The sequence below is a fragment of the Vibrio cortegadensis genome (assembly GCF_024347395.1).
Classification (GTDB): Bacteria; Pseudomonadota; Gammaproteobacteria; order Enterobacterales; family Vibrionaceae; genus Vibrio; species Vibrio cortegadensis.
This window is the reverse complement of record NZ_AP025473.1, coordinates 1,156,463-1,176,068: the sequence shown is the minus strand read 5'-3', so window position 1 is coordinate 1,176,068 and position 19,606 is coordinate 1,156,463. Positions and strand designations below refer to the sequence as shown.

Here is a 19,606-nt window from a genome sequence, read left to right as displayed (position 1 = left end):
TTTCATAAGCATGGATAAGGATTATGTATGCCCGCAAGTTCAATGAAAAACAAAGGGGTGGTAGGAAAAGTCTTACTGCCTTCTTTACTCATCAATATTCTCTCTCTCGCCGTTCCATTAACGGTTTTACAAATTTACGATCGTATTTTACCTAACCAAAGTTACGGTACCGCCACTCTGCTATTGGCTGGTGCGACATTGGCCGTCGCGATGGAAGCATTGATTCGATTCGTGCGTACTTGGCTTTTGTCTGCAGCCGCCAGTAATACCGAGAAAGCGACCTACCAAACCTTAGTTGAAAGAGTGACTAATGCTTCATCGGGTCATATTCGCCATCTAGGTGTTGGGGGCGTGGAAGAGGGGTTGAGCTCCGTATCAAAAGTCAAAGACTGGTATTCTGGTGGGGTAATAGCTGGCTTTATCGATCTTCCTTTTGCACTGATCTTTCTTGGTTTGGTGGCTTACATTGGCGGTGAGCTAGTGGCGATACCTTTGGCGGTTTGGCTGGTTACTCTCGGAATTGTTTGGTTATCTTCTATTCGCGTTAAAAGTCTAAGTGAAGAAGCTTCCCAAGATGAGCAGGAGCGAAAAGCGTTCTTGATTTTGCTGAGCCAAACCATTCAGGGAATCAAACGTCAGGCTGTTGAGTCTCGAATCTTCAATCAGTTTAAATCCCTAAATAACGTTCGCTCTCAGTCGAAAGCAAGAGAAGAGGAACAGAATGCTTTCGCACAAGAGTGTATTCAGCTTGCAGCGTTAGCGACGTCAGTCTTACTCGTGATTACGGGTAGCTTGTGGGTATTGGATGGCCAGTTAACCACTGGTGGGTTGGCGGCATGTTCTATCTTATCGGGCAGAGCTGTCGCGCCGCTGAGCGCTCTGATTGGGGTTCGAATCAAGCTCAATTCAATACACAGTGCCAATCAGGCAATAGAAAAGCTGAGTGACTTGTCACTATCTGAGTCTTTAGATTCTGAGCAATCTGAGCCCCATTTATCTGACTTTGAGACTTTGGAAATCAAACAAGCGACCGTTGAAAGATATGGCGAACTCGCTCATGCGGATCTGATACTAAATAAAGGGGAGTTGGTTTTGTTAGAGGGTGAAGACCGCCACACCAACAGTCATTTATTGTCGTCGATTGCAGGTATTGATGATCTGAAATCGGGTGAGTGCTTCATTAATGGAACTGCTGTTTCAATCGCATCCGTAACCAACATTTCTGCCTACTGTGGCGTGAAAGGGCAGTTGGTGTCGGGGACTATTCTCGATAACTTATGTGGCTTTGATCCCGAGAGAACACAAAGCGCCAATGACTATGCTAAACGCTTGGGATTAACCAAAGAAATTACTCGGTTGCCCGATGGACTAGAGACACAAATTGGCCACACGAGCGCGTCTTTATTGAGTATGGGTAACGTGAAAATGCTCAATATCGCGACCCAGCTGGCCAGCGACAAGCCCGTAATCATGTTAGAGAGACCGGACTCTTCACTCGATTTAGATGCCCTTGGGAATCTAGCTAAGGTGTTGGAAGAAGAAGTGGCGGCAGGACGCACGTTATTGATGGTGAGTTACCATTCGAAACTTCGCGAATTAGCTAATCGAATTATTACAGTGGAAAGCCGAACCATTACGGTCGAAAGTGAGATCAATCAGGAGGCCGTCGTATGAATCGTTTAGATGCTAGTGACCGTTCAGATACGATCAACCGTCCAGACACGAGTGATCGACAAGAGGTACTGAACCATTTAGAAACCGAGAGCCTTTCTGTTCTTAAGCAATTGGAAGTTAACGCAAATATCCAGTTGTTCGCACATCAATGGGTCGATGAGAATGGCATTGAATCAATCGACGACATGTTCGCCATGTTCGATAGGCTCGCATTACCCTATCGCTTGGTTGCTAATCTCGATGCGGTAGGTGAACATCAATTAGTCTTACTGGTTCTTAGTGAGCATGAGTTGATCTCCGGTCATTTAGAATCGAAGCAATTTGTTGCTTTTAGCACGAATGAAGCCATTACCGATGTTCCACAGTTTTGTATTGTTATAGATGGTCCACCACTAGAGAAGGCTTCTCCTGATTGGGTTGGCGAAAGATTACATGCATTTCGCCCCATCATTCCTAAATTGCTGCTGGTCAGTTTTATCACCAACTTGTTTGCGCTTGCCGTTCCATTCATCACGATGTCGATCTATGACCATGTGATTGGTGGTGACGCGGGGCATGAGTTGCAAGGTATCGCCATTGGCGCGGCTTTGTTGTTTGTGATGATGGGTTGGTTAAGGACATTGCGCAGCCGAGTGTTTGCTTCGGTGGCAAATCGAGTTAGTCGCGAGATCTCTCAATCTCTTGTTCAACGTTTGCTTAGAAATAGTTATGCTCAAAACCAGCAAACGGCGTCTTCTAGTCAACAAAACCAAGTGATGTTGTCTGAGCGTATTTCAGGTGTGTTGTCTGGGCCTTTGGGAAATGCGCTGTTTGATCTGCCATTCATTCTTATCTTTGTACTTGCGATTGGTGTGTTAGGCGGATGGTTGGTGCTGGTTCCTATTGTCTCTTTGATTCTTTATTACTTGCTAGCAAAGCGTTCGATACACTCAAGCAGCAAGCGCTCAATACAATCGACGGTGGCGGGAACTAATCGTCAAAATATGACCAATGAGCTGTCATCTAAGCTCGCCTTTATTCGCAGTGCTGGATTATCAGAGCACTGGATTCAACGCTTCCAAAAGGCCAACCTTCTTGCGTCTACAGTGACGTTCAATCAATCGGTTCTCCAGAGTCGATACACCTCGATTTATTACTTCATTGGTGTGGGTTCGACGTTAGCGGTTATGGGGTTAGGAATAGGGCTTATTTTTGAACAAGTAATGACGCCTGGTGGTTTGATTGCTTCAATGATGTTGATATCTAAAGTGACAGGCCCTGCTCAGGTGTTGGCGAACAGTGCGATGCGTTTTAATAGCTTTAATCAGTCCAAGTTGCAGGTGAACCGTATTCTGTCTCAACCGTCTGAGCGTGAATTTAGCTACCAACACCACCCGCTGCCAACGTTAGCACCTAACTTGAAGTTGGAGCAGGTGACTCTACGTTATCCGAAGCAAAGTCGCCCTGCATTGAGTGGTGTGAGTTTTGATATTGAAGCTGGCGAAATTGTTGCAATTACGGGGCCTTCGGGAAGCGGAAAATCAACGTTGATCGAAGTGCTGTCTGGTCTACAGCCAATACAAAACGGGATGGTTGAGCTTGAAGGGGTTAACCTCGTTCAATACGATCCACAGCTCTATCGTCATTGGTGCTTTATTCGGGCGGCTTATCCTGATTTGCTCACGTTGAGTATTCGTGAATGGCTCAACGACGGACATCAAGTTGAAGATCAGAAAATGATGTCTTCGATTGAACTTGTGGGGGGCAAGCGTTGGTTCGCCACGTTGCCTGATGGGTTGGATACTTCAATCAGCAGTATTCAACCGGATAGCCTTTTTGACATGTTGTCGGGCAGTGTTGCGCAGATCCTCATTGACGCGAAAGCGCTGGTTTATGACTACCCAATGTTCTTAATGGATAACCCCGTGCCTGATGCTCATCCAAATGCTAAGCGTGTATTTGGCGAGTTTTTGGCTTCGAAAAAAGGAAATGCAACGGTGATCTATACCTCTCACGATCCGGATTTAATCAAGCTTGCCGATAAAGTGGTGGTACTCAATGAAGGTGCTGTGGTTTATGCCGGTCCATTAGAGCCGGAGCAGTCTTTGAAGCAGGAACAGCCTTCAGAGCCTCAAGCTTCTCTAGAACCGTCTGCTGAACAAAATGCAGCCCAACAAGAACAATCAAAGTCTAAGCAAGGAGTCGCTAATGGCTAAACAACCTATCGAGAAGGGCAAGCGCTACGGCGAACTTGTTGAATCACAACATACGGCTCGTACATTGGCATTGGCGACATGGTCAGTTGCTTTATGTGTCATTGCTTTTGCCACTTGGTCTGTAGTCACCCAAGTTGATGAAATTGCCAAAGCCAAAGGAGCTGTAATTCCTGAAGGAGAAAAACAAGTTCTGCAAAGTGATATCGGCGGGAAGTTAAAACGAATCCTAGTGAAGGAAGGCCAACTGGTTGAAAAGGGTCAGCCGTTGGTAGAGTTTGATGCCACTTTTCAGCAAACCGCATTGGAAGAGTTACGATCTCAACAAGTGACGCTACTCGCCAGTATCGAACGTATGAATGCTTTGCTCGATGATCGTGAACCGAATTTCGGAGAGTTTGAAATTGATTTCCCAGAGATAGTAAGCCAGCAAAAAGCACAACTTAATGCTCAAAAGGGTCTCTATTATCAGAAACGTATTGTTCTTGAAAAAGACAGCGAACAGATTGCAGAACAGCTTCGTAGTTTGGAGAAGTCGTTGCCGAGTTATGAGAAAGAACTTTCGGCGACAAAACAAGAATTGAATATCCTAGAGAAGGGTTACAAGTCTGGCAATATTTCACGATTAAGAGTGTTGGAAATGCGCCAAAAGTTGGCAAGCATTGAGCAGAAGATCGAAGAGGCGCGTGGTAAAAAAGCGGTGTTGATTAAACAAGCGGATGGGGTCGAACAAAAAATTGGGCAACTACTCGCGGAAGCAAAAGTGAAAGTCAGTGACGACCGTTCTAAAGCGGTGTCCGATTTGTCCGCACTTAACGCGAGAGTTCGTTCAAGCCAAGCTAAAGTAACCAACACGACGTTAGTTTCACCATTACAAGGGTTAGTCCAAAGTCTTCCAAGTACCAAGAATGGTGGGGTAATTCAACCGGGCGGTACCGTGGTTGAAATTGTTCCTGTGGGTGGGAAGGCTGACTTTAAGGCTCGATTATCGCCAAGAGATATTGGTTTTGTGAGCGTAGGCCAGCCGACTCGAATCAAGATTGATGCGTTTGACTACAGTCGCTTTGGCGCATTGAAAGGTATGGTTGAGAGTATCTCTCCAACCACAAGTCAAAGTGAACGCGGTGAAATCTATTATGAAGTCGTCGTCTCGGTGGATGTTCCTTATTTCCGTGATAATCCGGAGAGTTTTTCTATCTTGCCAGGTATGACGGGCGAGGTGGATATTACAACCGGTGAGAAGTCCGTTTTTCAATACCTGTGGAAGCCAATTTACACGAACGTGAGTGTCGCGTTTGGTGAAAGGTAATCGCTATAGAGATTCGCAGAATAGTAAACACATAAGAAAATAGAAAGCAAAAGGGAGCACATCATGTGCTCCCTTTTTGGTTTTCATTTTCTTTGTTTTGTATGTTCTTTAGAAGAGATTACAGGAGCAGACAACACTCCCGATCTTACTTACTTGATGTTGATGTTATGGATTAGGGTCTATGTCTGGCAGCCCGTCTATGTCGTTGTGATGGTGATGCTCATCATCTTGGTTGTGGTTGACGCTCGCATCATGGTGTTCAAGCGCATCCGACATATCCACGTGCGCTTGGTCATGTGTTGCTGGATCTGGTTGGTCGACTTGTGCAAGTACGATATCCATGTCCGCAGGTTGATCGTGATCTACTGTAGATGTCGTATCTGGTTTTATGCCCAATGCATCTAAATAAGCGGCCGCACCATGGTGGCTGGTTTTCTGGTCTGGTGCTTGGTGAGCGTGCTGAGTCAAATCTAGATAGCTGTCATCACTTTGCGTAACGGTAAAGTCTGCTTGCGAAGACATGTCAGGCTCGTCATGTAACACCGGAGGAGGCGGTGGTGGAGCAGGGTGTGAGGTATGGGTAATAGGGGTTATTGTCATATCAACCACCTCGGTACCTATATTCAGTTTACCGCTATTTCCCGGGCCGTGGCTGAGTATTTGAACGTTCACATGGGCAACCACTTCATCTTGATTTGTTCCTTGTAATGCAACTTCGAACTTGTCTTCATGTTGGCCAATACCAGAAGCGCTGCCATGTGGCCCTGTGTGTACATTTGCCTGTTCTTGATAGTGTAAATCACCAGTCTTAGGGTCAATTGTTAATGTTCCATATTGGCCGTGATGGCTTGTTACATAACTCCCATCTGGAAGATGAATCCGCCAACCATGTTGTGCAGTTGGCACTGGCGTTAAAGATGGGAGTAGTGGCGGTGTACCCAGTGAACCGGACACTTGGTGACTTCCCGGTGGCGCTTTGACTATGATCGGATCAGGTATGGCACTGGCAGCAAAGCCTTGGCTACCCGCGGTATTACCGTGTTCGTCAGTCATGGTCACTTGCACTTGAGCTCCCGGTCGAACTTCAATTTGAACTCCGTTAGCGAGAGTATTTGCATCGAGCACATGGTCTTGTCCATTAACGACAAGATGCTCGCCAATTTTAGCATCACCCGGAGGCGTAATGGTTGCTGTGATCGTGTTTGCATCACCACGAGCAATTTCAGCTTTACTGTATAAGTTGTCTGCGCCTGCGCTTTCAAATGTAACCGTAGGGAGACTTACCTGAGTGTCAACTTGGTAAACCACATCGGTGGTAGCGTGCGCGTTATTACCTGCGCTATCTGTAACGGCTATTGAGGCTTCAATTTTCTGGTCAGCATCTGCAATTAACTCACGACCAGGAACAGCAATTGAATAGTGCCCAAGTGAATCGACAGCGCCAGTATGTTTTGTGCCATTTACATTTAAAATGACAAGATCTCCAGTATTAAAATCACCAGAAACGGAACCGGTGATATCAACGGATGAATGGGATTCTTGATCGTTAATCACGTTATCAACAGTGACAGGGTCGGTATGAATACCGATGTGTATTTGTGTATCAACGGTGAACACTTGCGAACCAGTGGTAGCACTTCCTGTATTTCCTACCGCATCGGTCGTTTGTATTGTGGCTTCAATAGAGTGTATGGGTGCCGCCTGCCCACTTGCATAGCTAGTATGGATATTGGCACGTTCCAATACGTTACCTGCAACAGGAATTGAGAAATGCCCAGCCGCATCAACGGTGCCCCTGAGAGACGGAATATTCGCTCCGTTTATCTTCAAGCTTACAGTATCACCTGTGTGATAATCACCCGTCACCGTGCCTGTTATCGGAATACTTTGCCCCGACTCAAGGGCATTAAGTACGTTATCTTGCGTAACTGAATCAACAGCGATATGTGGAATTGGATTTTGTGTGTCGACTAACAAATGAGTCGAAATACGAGGGGTTGAATTGCCAGCTGCATCCACGGCTCCCACTTGTATTGGGTAATTGTGGTCAGCCGCCAAAATACTTTGGTGAGCAGATGCACTTAGGGTCAATGACCATGAACCATCTGATTTTACGGTTGCGTCATAAAAATGATTATTGCCGACGATAACATACACAACATCACCAGGATCGACATTCGAAGTTGTTCCCGTAATCACTAGTGGTTGGTTATTCTCAGCCGCATTTAATGCATTATCTTGCGATATCGGATTCACGGTCACTGTGCCGGGGGTTGTATCTAAGGTAAAACTAAAGTGAGTCGCTGGAGATAAGTTACCAGCGATATCAGTTTGTCTTACCTGTAGGTTGTTTACACCTTCTACTGGGTTAAATACAGCAGTCCAACTGTGTCCACCGTCATTTGAGTATTCTACTTTCGCGCCCGCTTCCGTTTGAATTGAAAGCTGAGAGTCTTGAGTGATAAAGTCAGGTGTACTGATTGAATGTCTCCCAGTGTCGTGGGTCAATGACACTGTTGGTGCTGCAATTGAATTATCAAGGGTGAAATTCAATGACGTGTTGGCTGACACATTCCCCGCTGTATCTGTCTGCCTCACACTAACGGTGTTTGAACCTGGTTGTGGCGTAAAGCTTGAAGTCCATGTTTGCCCATTGTCCGTTGAATACTCAACGGTTGCGCCTGCATCTTGCCCACCAATTGTTAGTGCACCATCGTTGGTAATTAAGTCAGAAGCGCTACTGCCGGTGTCATGAGTTAACTCGATAGTCAGTGGAGCAATAGTGGTATCAACATGTACTGAAAGTAGTGGCGACGTTGCAGGCAACGATGAAGAAGGAGCCAGTGCTGTAGCGGATAGATTGTGATCGCCATCCGTTAAGTTGGTGACCACAGCACTGTATTGACCTGAACCATCAGATACTGCATGTCCAATCGGGGTTGAACCATCGTAAACAGTCACTTGTGAATAAGGAATATCGGTATGGCCGGTTATTGTTGGCGTATTGTTGTTTGTAAGGTTGTCAGTATCCGATTTTCCGCTATCACTTGAAGCCGCCAAGTCTACAGTAACGGTATTACTTGGTGGCGTGTTACTGCTAGTTGGAAGACTTGGTTGCGTCGTAGTAACTACGGGGTTTTGCGGAACTGTTGTGGTGATAGTTGGTTGTTGCCCTGTAATCAGATTGACTTGTCCATTAGTATCAAAGGTTAGGAATCTTGATGATTCGCCGCCATGATTATCTGCAACTTTAACTTCAAACACATCAGCGCCATGGTAGGTGTGCGTGGCTGAATTATAGCTCATGCCTGAAACAGAAGAGTTTGGAGTGTAAACATAAGCTCCAGAGGTAGGATCAACCGAAAGGTCACCAAACTGTCCGGTAGGGCTAACCACTGAGAAAGAATGCGTGTCTTTTACATCGACATCTGTTTCAGTCAAGGTACCTGTAACTGGCGTAGTCTGCGTGACTGAAAGTATTGGATCATCGTTGGTGCCGTGGATACTCACTGTAACGATTTGTTTATCGCCACCTTGTGTGATCACTTCGTATTGCACTGTCTCTACCTGACCCTTAGCAAGGTGCTGGACGTTGGCATTAGGAACGGAATAACTCCAATCTCCAGCTTTTCCTATGGTGAAAGATCCTCCAAATGGGTCATGGAGAGCATGCACATTATGGCTTTCATGAAAATGATTTTCCCCAGCATCGGGATCGGTGACATCAAGAACTCCAACGGTATAAATCGTATGTTGAGCATCACCTTGTACGTGGCTATCTTCGATGATAGTTCCTGACTTATCTCCTGTGATTACACCTGCGTCATTAACCGCTGCCAATGTTGTGCTCGCACTTGTGTGTGTAATGCCACCATGTGCATCTTTAACGTCATAAGTGAATTTTACCTGTCCGTGGTAGTTAGCTTCTGGGGTAAAGGTGAAAGTGCCATTGGTATTGGCTAAAATGGATCCGTGGTCGGTTTGCAAATTGGCTATTGAAAGCTGGCCTGCATCGTTGTCATCAATATCCGTAGTATTTGCAAGCAGTTGAGGTGAAGTAAGAATGATCTTTGTATCTTCTACTCCAGCAGGTAAAGATATTGCGGAGGAGATAACGGGATTATCATTGGTACCATGCACTGTGACAGTAATATCTCGATGGGCACTACCATCAATGGATTCTACGGTGAATGTTTTCTGGTAGCTTTCACCAGCACCTAAGTGTTGTAACTTGCTGTTATCTATATTGTAAGCCCAACTTCCACGAGCATTTATATGAAAATGACCACCTTCCGGGGTATTGATGTTTTGTGCTATAAAACCAGCTTGATCATGATCGGGGTCGATAACATGTAAATGACCACTGCTACTTATTAGGTTATGGGTACTTCCGGGAGTAAAGTGGTCTTCAGTTACGTGGTTGTCAACGCTTGAATAACGACCGACTTCGATTCTTGCTTGGCTGTCTTCACCAATGACTTTCACCATGATAGTCACTGTTTGCCCATCAGTGGTTTTAACAGTATAAGGGAATTCCATTGACTCCCCTTGGTGTAAGCTACTGACCAAGTCATCAGCATGGCGATTAAGAGCTGTCTCTAAATGGAATGAGTATGACCCATCAGGCCATATATCAAGTTCACCAGGGGGAAACCCTTGCCCTATATAAACACCGCCAAATTGAAATTGAGTGTTGTCGCCAGTATCAGGGTCGATTAGCTGCAGCTTACCTTGATAGCGAGTAAACTCACTCTGTAATGCCTCTGTTTCACTCATTTGTATGACATTCGAGACTAGTACCGCTTTGTCATCTGTCCCTTCAATTGTAAGAACAGCGGTTTGCTGAGTTTGGCCACCATGACCATCACTCACAAGGTAAGACGCCACTATGTTCAATGGTTGACCTGCACTAAGGTAGTTAAATGCAGGGTCGGTTGCATCGACCACTAAAGTATGACCATCTTTAGCGATTGATAGTCCAGATGGAAGTGACTGAGAGCTTTTACCGCCATCAACTGAAAAAGACAATTGCTCTATATTTAAAGCGTCTCCTTCCTTATCTGTCGCGCCTGCTAGCAGATCTAGGCGGTGCGGTGGTGTCGCCCCCTCAATAACACTGTCTGTTAAAGGTTGTACATCGGGATTATCGTTTACAGCAGCTAGCTGAAGAGAAGCTGAAGTGGTCACCGAACCTTGGTGTGCATCTCTGATATCATAGGTTAACGACACTTGACCATTGTAATTAGCTTCTTGATGAAGCGTGTAGGTACCATCATGATTATCGGTTATGCTTCCATGGTCAACAGCAATTGCTCCAAGCGTTAATTTCCCCGCATCATTTTTGTCGACGTCTGTCGCAAGAGCAAGAAGGTCTGATGCTTGTATTGTTTGATCAGTATCTTCAGTTCCAGAAGCGAGTGTAACCACTGATGAGACTGTAGGATTATCATTTACGCCATGGATAGTAATTTGAATTTGTTGAGCAGTACCGTCTTTTGAGTGAATCGTTACCGTGTCCACAGCTGTTTCTGTTGCTCCAAGAGACTGCACTTCGGTTTTAAAATTATCAACCACATAGGACCAATCACCTGTTTTAGAATTAATCGTTACAAGACCACCCATAGCTGTTTCGTAGCCATTATTGTGTACGCCATCATTGGGTAAGAATTGTGCCTCTCCCGCATCGGGATCGGTAATAGTTAGGGTTCCATGAGCCTGGAGAAGCGCCATTCCCATCATTTTGTCTTCGGTAACGCCACCAGTGATATCACCGCCAATAACGGCATTGTCTGGCATTGCATTCACATCAATCATCATCCCTAAAAGCTCTGGGTGTCCTGTTGCAGGGTTTATTGCCAAAGCGCCATGACTATCGGCAATTTGATAGGTAAATGTTGCATGACCATTAAAATCTTTTTCTGGTGTATAGATGACACTTTGACCATCGGCCGATAAAACAGCTTTTCCATGATCAACTTGTAATTGCTCAATATGGAGGGTATCTCCATGGTCAATATCTTTTCCTGCTCCTACAAATCGATCGATAGAAATGGTAATGGCCTTGTCTTCATCGGTACTTATCGGATTAGAACCTGCACTTGCATTGCCATAGCTAGTAAACTGCAAGATTGGGCTATCGTTTGTGCCGTGAAGCGTAATAGTGATACGTTGTTTGGTACCGTCAACCGTTTGTACTTCATACACAATATCTTTTGTTTCGCCCTCAGCCATATTCTGGACCGAGCTTAAGTTGTTGTTCACGTCATAGGACCAAGCTCCATTTGGCGAGATAGATAAGCCATTCTGAGTTGTATTGTAAGGGTCATCTATTTTGGTAACACTGGTAAACTGAGCCTCACCACCATCGGGATCAACAACATGCAAATGACCTTTTACAGTTAGTGCGCTCTGGTACGATTGCAAATTGTCTTCAGTAATATCACCGGCATGTTGTCCGGTAATGACAGCGGCATCGTCAACTGGTGCAAGATCAAGAGAGGCTGAAGTTGATGTCACACCGCCATGTGCATCTTTAACGTCATAACTGAATTGAATTTTACCGTTGTAATCCGAATTTGGAGTGAAGGTAAATGTCCCATCATTGTTATCGCGAATTGAACCATGGTCAGCGTGTAGATTTGTAATGGAGAGTTGACCTGCGTCATTAGCGTCCACATCTACGGTATTTGCTAACAGTTCAGTGGAAGTAATGGTCTGAGCTAAGTCTTCTTTCCCTGAGTTTAGCTGTACTTCTGAAGCGCAATAAGGGCGGTCGTTGCTACCATGGATGGTAATAACAATGTCATGAGAGGTTCCATCTTTGGTAAATACGGTAACCGTATCTGTGAGAGTTTGATTTTCCCCCAGTTGGTCAATCGTTGTGCCACGGGTGCTGGTTAGCCCTCCTGTACTGCGAATTTGACCGGTATCAGCATGATATGACCAACTACCATCTTTGTTCAGAAGAAGGTCGCCGTATTGACCTGAATAAGTAAACCCAATGCCGTGAGTGTCAAATTCCGCTTCGCCTGTATCGACATCGGTAATATTGAGCTTGCCAGTGGTATGTATGGTACTTCGGCCAAGGAATGCCATGCCAGGTTGAGTATAATCTGGGGACATGTCTTGCCCTGCATTGCCTTCAGTGACATCTCCTGAGTCGACACCGCTTACCGTTGCAGAGTTGTTTACCCCGGTGATTATGATTGAAAGGTTTTGTGTGCTGCTCGCGTTATGCTCATCGGTGACTGTTACAGGGACAGTGAGTGTTTTTGTGATGCCCGAAGCTAAAGACTGGTAACTAGAATGGTTAGGATTGAAGCTATAGGTTCCATCTGGGTTAACAACTAGACCATCGACTTGCGGTGCGCTGTAAGTCAATGTTGCGCCTGTATCTATGTCATGCCCAATCATTTGTCCATTTAAGAGGCTGCCCCCTTCAATAACGGAGTGAGATTGAGCATTGATGACGGGAGTATCGTTAGTACCATGAACCGTCAACTCAATGGTGTGAGTGGTGCCATCGGCAGAGCGAATAACGGCTGAATCGTGTTTCACTTCACCTTGAGCTAAGTTCTGTATATTACGGTTATCGAGGGTATACGTGTAACTACCATCTTGCATAAGCCATACATGCCCCCCCAACTTAGTGTCATAGCCCATACCTTGGTAAGTTTGTGGACCAATATTGGGATCAAATTGCGCTTCACCCACATCAGGATCTTGGATATTTAATTTACCGTCGTAATGTAGTTTATAGTGGGTATCGATGTAGCCGCGATCTTCTGTAACACCACGCAGATCTGCATTCGTTTGTGCATCGGTAATAACCGCTTTGTCTGTTGTCGCTGTTAATGTCGTACTAGCAGCTGTATGAGTAACACCTCCATGGGCATCAGCTACGTCATAAGTAAAATGTACTTGCCCGTTGTAATCTTTATCTGGCGTGAAAGTAAAGGTCCCATCATTGTTATCGCGAATTGATCCGTAATCGGAATGCAGATTTGTAATGGAGAGTTTACCGGTGTCATTAGCGTCCACATCTACGGTATTTGCTAACAGTTCAGTGGAAGTAATGGTCTGAGCTAAGTCTTCTTTCCCTGAGTTTAACTGTACTTCTGAAGAGCAATAAGGGCGGTCGTTGCTACCATGGATGGTAATAACAATGTCATGAGAGGTTCCATCTTTGGTAAATACGGTAACCGTATCTGTGAGAGTTTGATTTTCCCCTAGTTGGTCAATTGTTGTGCCTCGAGTACTCGTTAACCCGCCTGTACTACGAATTTGACCTGTATCAGCATGATATGACCAACTACCATCTTTGTTTAGAAGGAGGTCGCCGTATTGACCCGAATAAGTAAACCCAATGCCGTGCGTGTCAAATTCCGCTTCGCCTGTATCGACATCGGTAATATTGAGCTTGCCAGTGGTATGTATGGTACTTCGGCCAAGGAATGCCATGCCAGGTTGAGCATAATCTGGGGACATGTGTTGCCCTGCATTGCCTTCAGTAACATCTCCTGTGTCGGTCCCCGTTATCACTGCGGCATCGTTAGTGCCAACAATGGTGACCGAAACTTGCTTTGATGCAGTTCCGTCGATGGACGTTATGGTGTGGGTTTCCACCAGTTTCTCTCCAGCAGCGAGTGCTTGTACCTTCGAATTATTTGGATCGACCTGATAGTCCCAACTCGTTCCATGAACTGTAAACACTCCGCCAATGGCTGTGTGCGCTGTTTCTGATTTCAGCAGTTCTTCACTATGAGTCGTACTGCCTTGGTTATCGACGTCAGTAACATCAACATTTCCATAAGCTCGTAATGCGCCGCTGGTATCAATGTCGCTGATTTTGTCTTCGAAAACAGTGGTGTGAGAGCGACTAGGTTGCAATGTGATACTTGCACTGTCGTTGTCTCCAATGATCTCTATAGAAATGGTTTGGCTTGTGCCATCAATAGCTTTCACGGTAAAGACTTCTGTTACGTGTTCACCTTGTGCTAATTCATCAATCGTTTTCCCTTCACTTGGTGCCAATTGATAGTGCCAGTGACCGTTTGCATCTAGGGATATTGAGCCGTAATGGCCCATTTGACTATGAATAGGTTGGAAGAGGTTCGATTGTCCACTATCTACATCTTGTGAAGTTAAGGCTCCGGATAATGAGTGGGCGTTCTGTCGAGTGGTGACATCATGTTTATCGGCGTCAAATAAAGCATTTTCATGGATGGATTTTACCGTGTCACCGGAGATGACGGCAGCATCATTAGTACCATTCACCGTAATGATCACTTGATGTGGCGTTCCATCAGCAGAATGAACGGTAATGGTATCAGTAGCTGTTGCTCCTTTACCTAAAGCTTGAACGGTAGGGTTTGTATTGTCTAGGTCGTAAGTCCAAGAGCCCGAGTCAGTTAAATGTAGGGTGCCCAATGAACCTACAATATCTGTGTTGGAGAAATGGGCTTCGCCAGTATCGACATCAGTTACGGTTAGCGTTCCAGAGGTTTGCAATTTTGACTCTTCGGTCACTGCGCCTGAGTTTGTGCCACCAATAATAGCGACATCATTAGTACCATTCACCGTAATGGTCACTTGATGAGGCGTACCATCGGCAGAATGAACGGTAATGGTATCAGTAGCTGTTACTCCTTTACCTAATGCTTGAACGGTAGGGTTTGTATTATCAAGGGTGAAGGTCCACAAGCCAGCTTCAGTGATAGAGAAGTGCCCATACTGTGTGGGCGTATCCATTTGTGCGGTGAAGTGATCTTGCTGTGCATCCTGATCGGCGACATACAGTTGATCAGACACCGTTGATTGACCATCTTCAGTGACAACACCGGTGGTGAATCCCGTAATGTGTGCTTGATCATCATGCCCTTTAACTGTGACCACAATCTCTTGCTGTGTACCGTCGGAGGTGTGCACCATGAAATGCTCGGTAACGGTGTCTGCACTGGTCAGCTTTTGCGAGGTAAGCAGGTAATCCCATGATCCATCGGGTGATAAATTAAAGGTGCCGTATTGCCCCTGAGCATTTTGTTGTGCAACAAAGTTGGTGTGGTCTTGTGCATCCACATCATGGGCAACGAGTTTACCATTGGCCTGTACATATTGGTCTTCAGTGACGGTGCCGGTAGACGTTCCGGTTATCGTCGACTGGTCATCTGCTCCATTAATGGTCACGGTCACTTGTTTTTGTGTGCCGTCTGCTGATGTAACGTTGATGACTTCGGTTGTTTGTTGTCCCGCTGAAAGTGCTTGTACTTTTGGATTGGTATTATCTAAGGTGAAAGTCCACAAGCCAGCTTCAGTGATAGAGAAGTGCCCATACTGAGTGGGTGTATCCGTTTGCGAGGTGAAGTGATCTTGCAGTGCATCCTTATCGGCGACATACAGTTGATCAGACACCGTTGATTGACCATCTTCAGTGACAACACCGGTGGTGAATCCCGTAATGTGTGCTTGATCATCATGCCCTTTAACTGTGACCACAATCTCTTGCTGTGTACCGTCGGAGGTGTGCACCATGAAATGCTCGGTCACAGTGTCTGCACTGGTCAGTTTTTGCGAGGTAAGCAGATAATCCCATGAACCATCGGGTAATAAATTAAAGGTACCGTATTGCCCCTGAGCATTTTGCTGTGCAACAAAATGGGTGTGGTCCTGTGCATCCACATCATGGGCCACGAGCCTACCATTGGCCTGTAAATTTTGGTCTTCAGTGACGGTGCCGGTAGAGGTTCCGGTTATCGTTGATTGGTCATCGGTGCCGTTAATGGTCACGGTCACTTGTTTTTGCGTGCCGTCGACGGATGTCACGGTAATGACTTCAGTTGTTTGTTGTCCCGCTGAAAGTGCTTGTACTTTTGGATTGGTATTATCTAGGGTGAAGGTCCACACGCCCGCTTCTGTGATAGAGAAGTGACCGTACTGAGTGGGCGTGTCAGTTTGTGAGGTGAAGTGATCTTGCAGTGCATCCTGATCGGCGACATACAGTTGATCAGACACCGTTGATTGACCATCTTCAGTGACAGCGCCTGTAGTGAATCCCGTAATGTGTGCTTGATCATCATGCCCTTTAACCGTGACCACTACCTCTTGCTGTGTACCGTCGGAGGTGTGCACCATGAAATGCTCGGTCACGGTGTCTGCACTGGTCAGCTTTTGCGAGGTAAGCAGGTAATCCCATGATCCATCGGGTGATAAATTAAAGGTGCCGTATTGCCCCTGAGCACTTTGTTGTGCAACAAAGTGGGTGTGGTCCTGTGCATCCACATCATGGGCAACGAGTTTACCATTGGCCTGTACATATTGGTCTTCAGTGACGGTGCCGGTAGACGTTCCGGTTATCGTCGACTGGTCATCGGTGCCATTAATGGTCACGGTCACTTGTTTTTGTGTGCCGTCTGCTGATGTAACGGTGATGACTTCGGTTGTTTGTTGTCCCGCTGAAAGTGCTTGTACTTTTGGATTGGTATTATCTAAGGTGAAAGTCCACAAGCCAGCTTCTGTGATAGAGAAGTGCCCATACTGAGTGGGCGTGTCAGTTTGTGAGGTGAAGTGATCTTGCTGTGTATCCTGATCGGCGACATACAGTTGATCAGACACCGTTGATTGACCATCTTCAGTGACAACACCGGTGGTGAATCCCGTAATGTGTGCTTGATCATCATGCCCTTTAACTGTGACCACAATCTCTTGCTGTGTACCGTCAGAGGTGTGCACCATGAAATGCTCGGTAACGGTGTCTGCACTGGCCAGCTTTTGCGAGGTAAGCAGGTAATCCCATGATCCATCGGGTGATAAATTAAAGGTGCCGTATTGCCCCTGAGCACTTTGTTGTGCAACAAAGTGGGTGTGGTCTTGTGCATCCACATCATGGGCAACGAGTTTACCATTGGCCTGTAAATATTGGTCTTCAGTGACGGTGCCGGTAGACGTTCCGGTTATCGTCGACTGGTCATCTGCTCCATTAATGGTCACGGTCACTTGTTTTTGTGTGCCGTCTGCTGATGTAACGTTGATGACTTCGGTTGTTTGTTGTCCCGCTGAAAGTGCTTGTACTTTTGGATTGGTATTATCTAGGTCGTAAGTCCAAGAGCCCGATTCAGTTAGATGTAGGGTGCCTAAGTTACCCGCAATATCCGTATTTGAGAAATGCGCTTCGCCTGTGTCGACATCCGTAACGGTCAGAGTTCCCGAGACTTTTAATTGAGATTCTTCAGTCACCGTGCCTGAGTTTGTGCCACCAATAATAGCGGCATCATTAGTGCCATTTACTGTGATAGTCACTTGATGCGGCGTGCCATCAGCAGAATGAACGGTGATGGTATCAGTAGCTGTCGAGCCTTTACCTAATGCTTGAACGGTCGGGTTAGTGTTATCAAGATCGTACGTCCAAGAACCAGTATCGGTCAGATGAAGCGTACCAAACGAGCCTGCAATATCGGTACTTCCTGTGGATGAAGTAGCGAAGTGCGCTTCACCGGTATCCACATCCGTAACAGTCAGTATGCCCGAGGTCTGAAGTTGGGACTCTTCGGTTACCACGCCTGCACTGGTTCCGCTTATCACGGCTTTATCATTGGTGCCGTTAACGGTAATTGCAATTTGATGAGGAGTGCCGTCGGCGGAGTGGATGGTTATGATGTCTGTTGTCGCAGAGCCTTGACCAAGAGCCTGAACTTGTGGATTTTTATTATCTAGATCGTAGGTCCAATCGCCATTGTCTTTAAGGTGTAAAGTACCCAGTGTCCCCTTGAGGTCGGAATTAGAAAAATGCGCCTCTTTTGAGTCGATATCGGTGATGTTGAGTTGGCCTGAAACCGTTAGGTCTTTATCTTCAGTAACTTGGCTTGAGCCATTACTTGTCCCGATAGCGAAAAACGAACTTGGTGAATTTGCTGTACTACTCGTGATTACTGCATGGTCGTTGGTGCCATTGATCGTAACCATAACTTGATGCGCTGTACCATCAGCTGAGTGAACAGTGACGATGTCTGTCGCAGTTGAACCTTGGCCAAGTCTTTGAACTACTGGGTTATTGTTGTCTAAACTGTATGTCCACGCACCGTCTTTGGTGATGCTTAGCGTACCGAAATTGCTAGTTACTTGTGATGCCTGAAAATGATCTTCTCCAAGATCTGAATCTGTTACCGAAAGCTGCCCTTGAACTTGTGTCGTTAAATCTTCAGTTAACGTGCCAGCATCCACACCTGTGATAACGGCGTTGTCGTCGTTCCCACCAATCGTCATATCGATGGTTTGCGGTGTGCCGTCTTTGGTGTGAATAGTGAAGCTTTCGTGCAATGAAGTGGCTGCGGTTAAAGCTTGAACATTAGAGAGCGAGTTATCAACTTGATACTGCCAATGCCCATCTGCGTCGATGGTTAATGAACCATATTTACCTGAGATAACTTCCGGCTTCACCGAACTTTCATTTTGGTCAGGGTCTATGACATCGATTTTGCCGTTCGCATGCAACAAGCCTTGTGAATCAATATTGTGATCTTCTGTTACGACACCTGTTAAGTCTCCAGAAATACTTGGCGTGTCTTGCTTACCTGTTACCGGTATCTGGACAATGATGCTCGAGCCATTAGATAGATGTAACGCAAAATGGTCAGTACCTGGTTGGTGCTGATTTAACAGGATGTATTGAGGAGAATTTGGATTCAATACGAATGTGTATTGACCATTTGCATCAACATGAAGCTCTCCGTACGTACCTTTTATGACTTCTGGTATGAAGGTTACGGGTAAAGCGGGTGCCGTAGGCGCATTTGAATGAGTCGGCTGGCCGATACTTCCTGAGGAGATAGTCGGCATCGATACCGAAGGAATGTAATGGACTTGCGGGTGAGAAAGCGTCGACAAATGATGAGAAGGAACCAAGTGAGAACTCGAACCATGGGGGGCATGATTTGCATAGTTCGAGTTTACGTCACTTTTACTAGTTTGAGCCTCTTGATGAGTAACCGCTGATGAGTCCGTTTGTGTATGGTCATCGGTGACGTCTTTTTTTGTAACGCTATTTGCGGTTACTTGATCTGCAGCACCGCTGGAATTGTCTATACTCTCGGCAGCAGCGTGTTTAGCCAATGATGGCAAGATCATCATGAGTGATTGAAAAAGTGGGATATTAACCTTTAGGTGCGAATGTAGTCTAAGCTTCTTTTTTTGTGTCGTTTTCTTTTGTTCTAACTCGTTATTTTTCTTATTTTTGGTTTCTGTATTTTTTTTGTTTGTTTCGACGTTTTTTTTGTTAGCCATTTTTCTCATCCGTGAGTCTTGGTTGCACTCTTTTAAGTAAAATACATAGAACGATGTTTTGCTAGCTAATTTTATAATTTATAAAGAAAAATTCAGGAAATCTGTTAGTGAACCCACATTATGCACATAGTTGTTTACTAAGGCTTGGAAAGTAAAC

General features: G+C 45.7%; 4 protein-coding genes. 3 read left to right on the top strand and 1 reads right to left on the bottom strand.

Annotation, left to right across the window (positions count from 1 at the left end; translation table 11 throughout):
• The first annotated feature begins 27 nt into the window (after nt 1-27).
• The 3 genes from OCV39_RS19370 to OCV39_RS19360 are packed head-to-tail and all read left to right on the top strand — an operon-like array spanning nt 28 to nt 5,175.
• Nucleotides 28-1,674, top strand: coding sequence for an ABC transporter transmembrane domain-containing protein (locus OCV39_RS19370; RefSeq protein ID WP_261889748.1), 1,647 nt, complete (start codon nt 28-30; stop codon nt 1,672-1,674).
• Nucleotides 1,671-3,869 (top strand): peptidase domain-containing ABC transporter, encoded by a 2,199-nt coding sequence (locus OCV39_RS19365; RefSeq protein WP_261889747.1) that lies wholly within the window; start codon nt 1,671-1,673, stop codon nt 3,867-3,869. The genes OCV39_RS19370 and OCV39_RS19365 overlap by 4 nt, the downstream gene beginning before the upstream one ends.
• Nucleotides 3,862-5,175: an HlyD family type I secretion periplasmic adaptor subunit gene (locus OCV39_RS19360; RefSeq protein ID WP_261889746.1), complete on the top strand. Its 1,314-nt coding sequence runs from the start codon at nt 3,862-3,864 to the stop codon at nt 5,173-5,175. Before OCV39_RS19365 ends, OCV39_RS19360 begins: the two co-directional genes overlap by 8 nt.
• A 165-nt stretch (nt 5,176-5,340) precedes the next feature.
• On the opposite strand, the gene OCV39_RS19355 is transcribed toward OCV39_RS19360, so the two are convergent.
• The gene (locus tag OCV39_RS19355) at nt 5,341-19,449 is read right to left on the bottom strand and encodes a VCBS domain-containing protein (protein ID WP_261889745.1); all 14,109 of its coding nucleotides are present in this window, start codon (nt 19,447-19,449) and stop codon (nt 5,341-5,343) included.
• Nucleotides 19,450-19,606: the final 157 nt, after the last annotated feature.

Excerpts from the sequence above, each read along its gene's own strand:
- OCV39_RS19370 (WP_261889748.1), top strand. The coding sequence starts at position 28 with ATGCCCGCAAGTTCAATGAAAAACAAAGGGGTGGTAGGAAAAGTCTTA.
- OCV39_RS19365 (WP_261889747.1), top strand. The coding sequence starts at position 1,671 with ATGAATCGTTTAGATGCTAGTGACCGTTCAGATACGATCAACCGTCCA.
- OCV39_RS19360 (WP_261889746.1), top strand. The coding sequence starts at position 3,862 with ATGGCTAAACAACCTATCGAGAAGGGCAAGCGCTACGGCGAACTTGTT.
- OCV39_RS19355 (WP_261889745.1), bottom strand. The coding sequence starts at position 19,449 with ATGGCTAACAAAAAAAACGTCGAAACAAACAAAAAAAATACAGAAACC.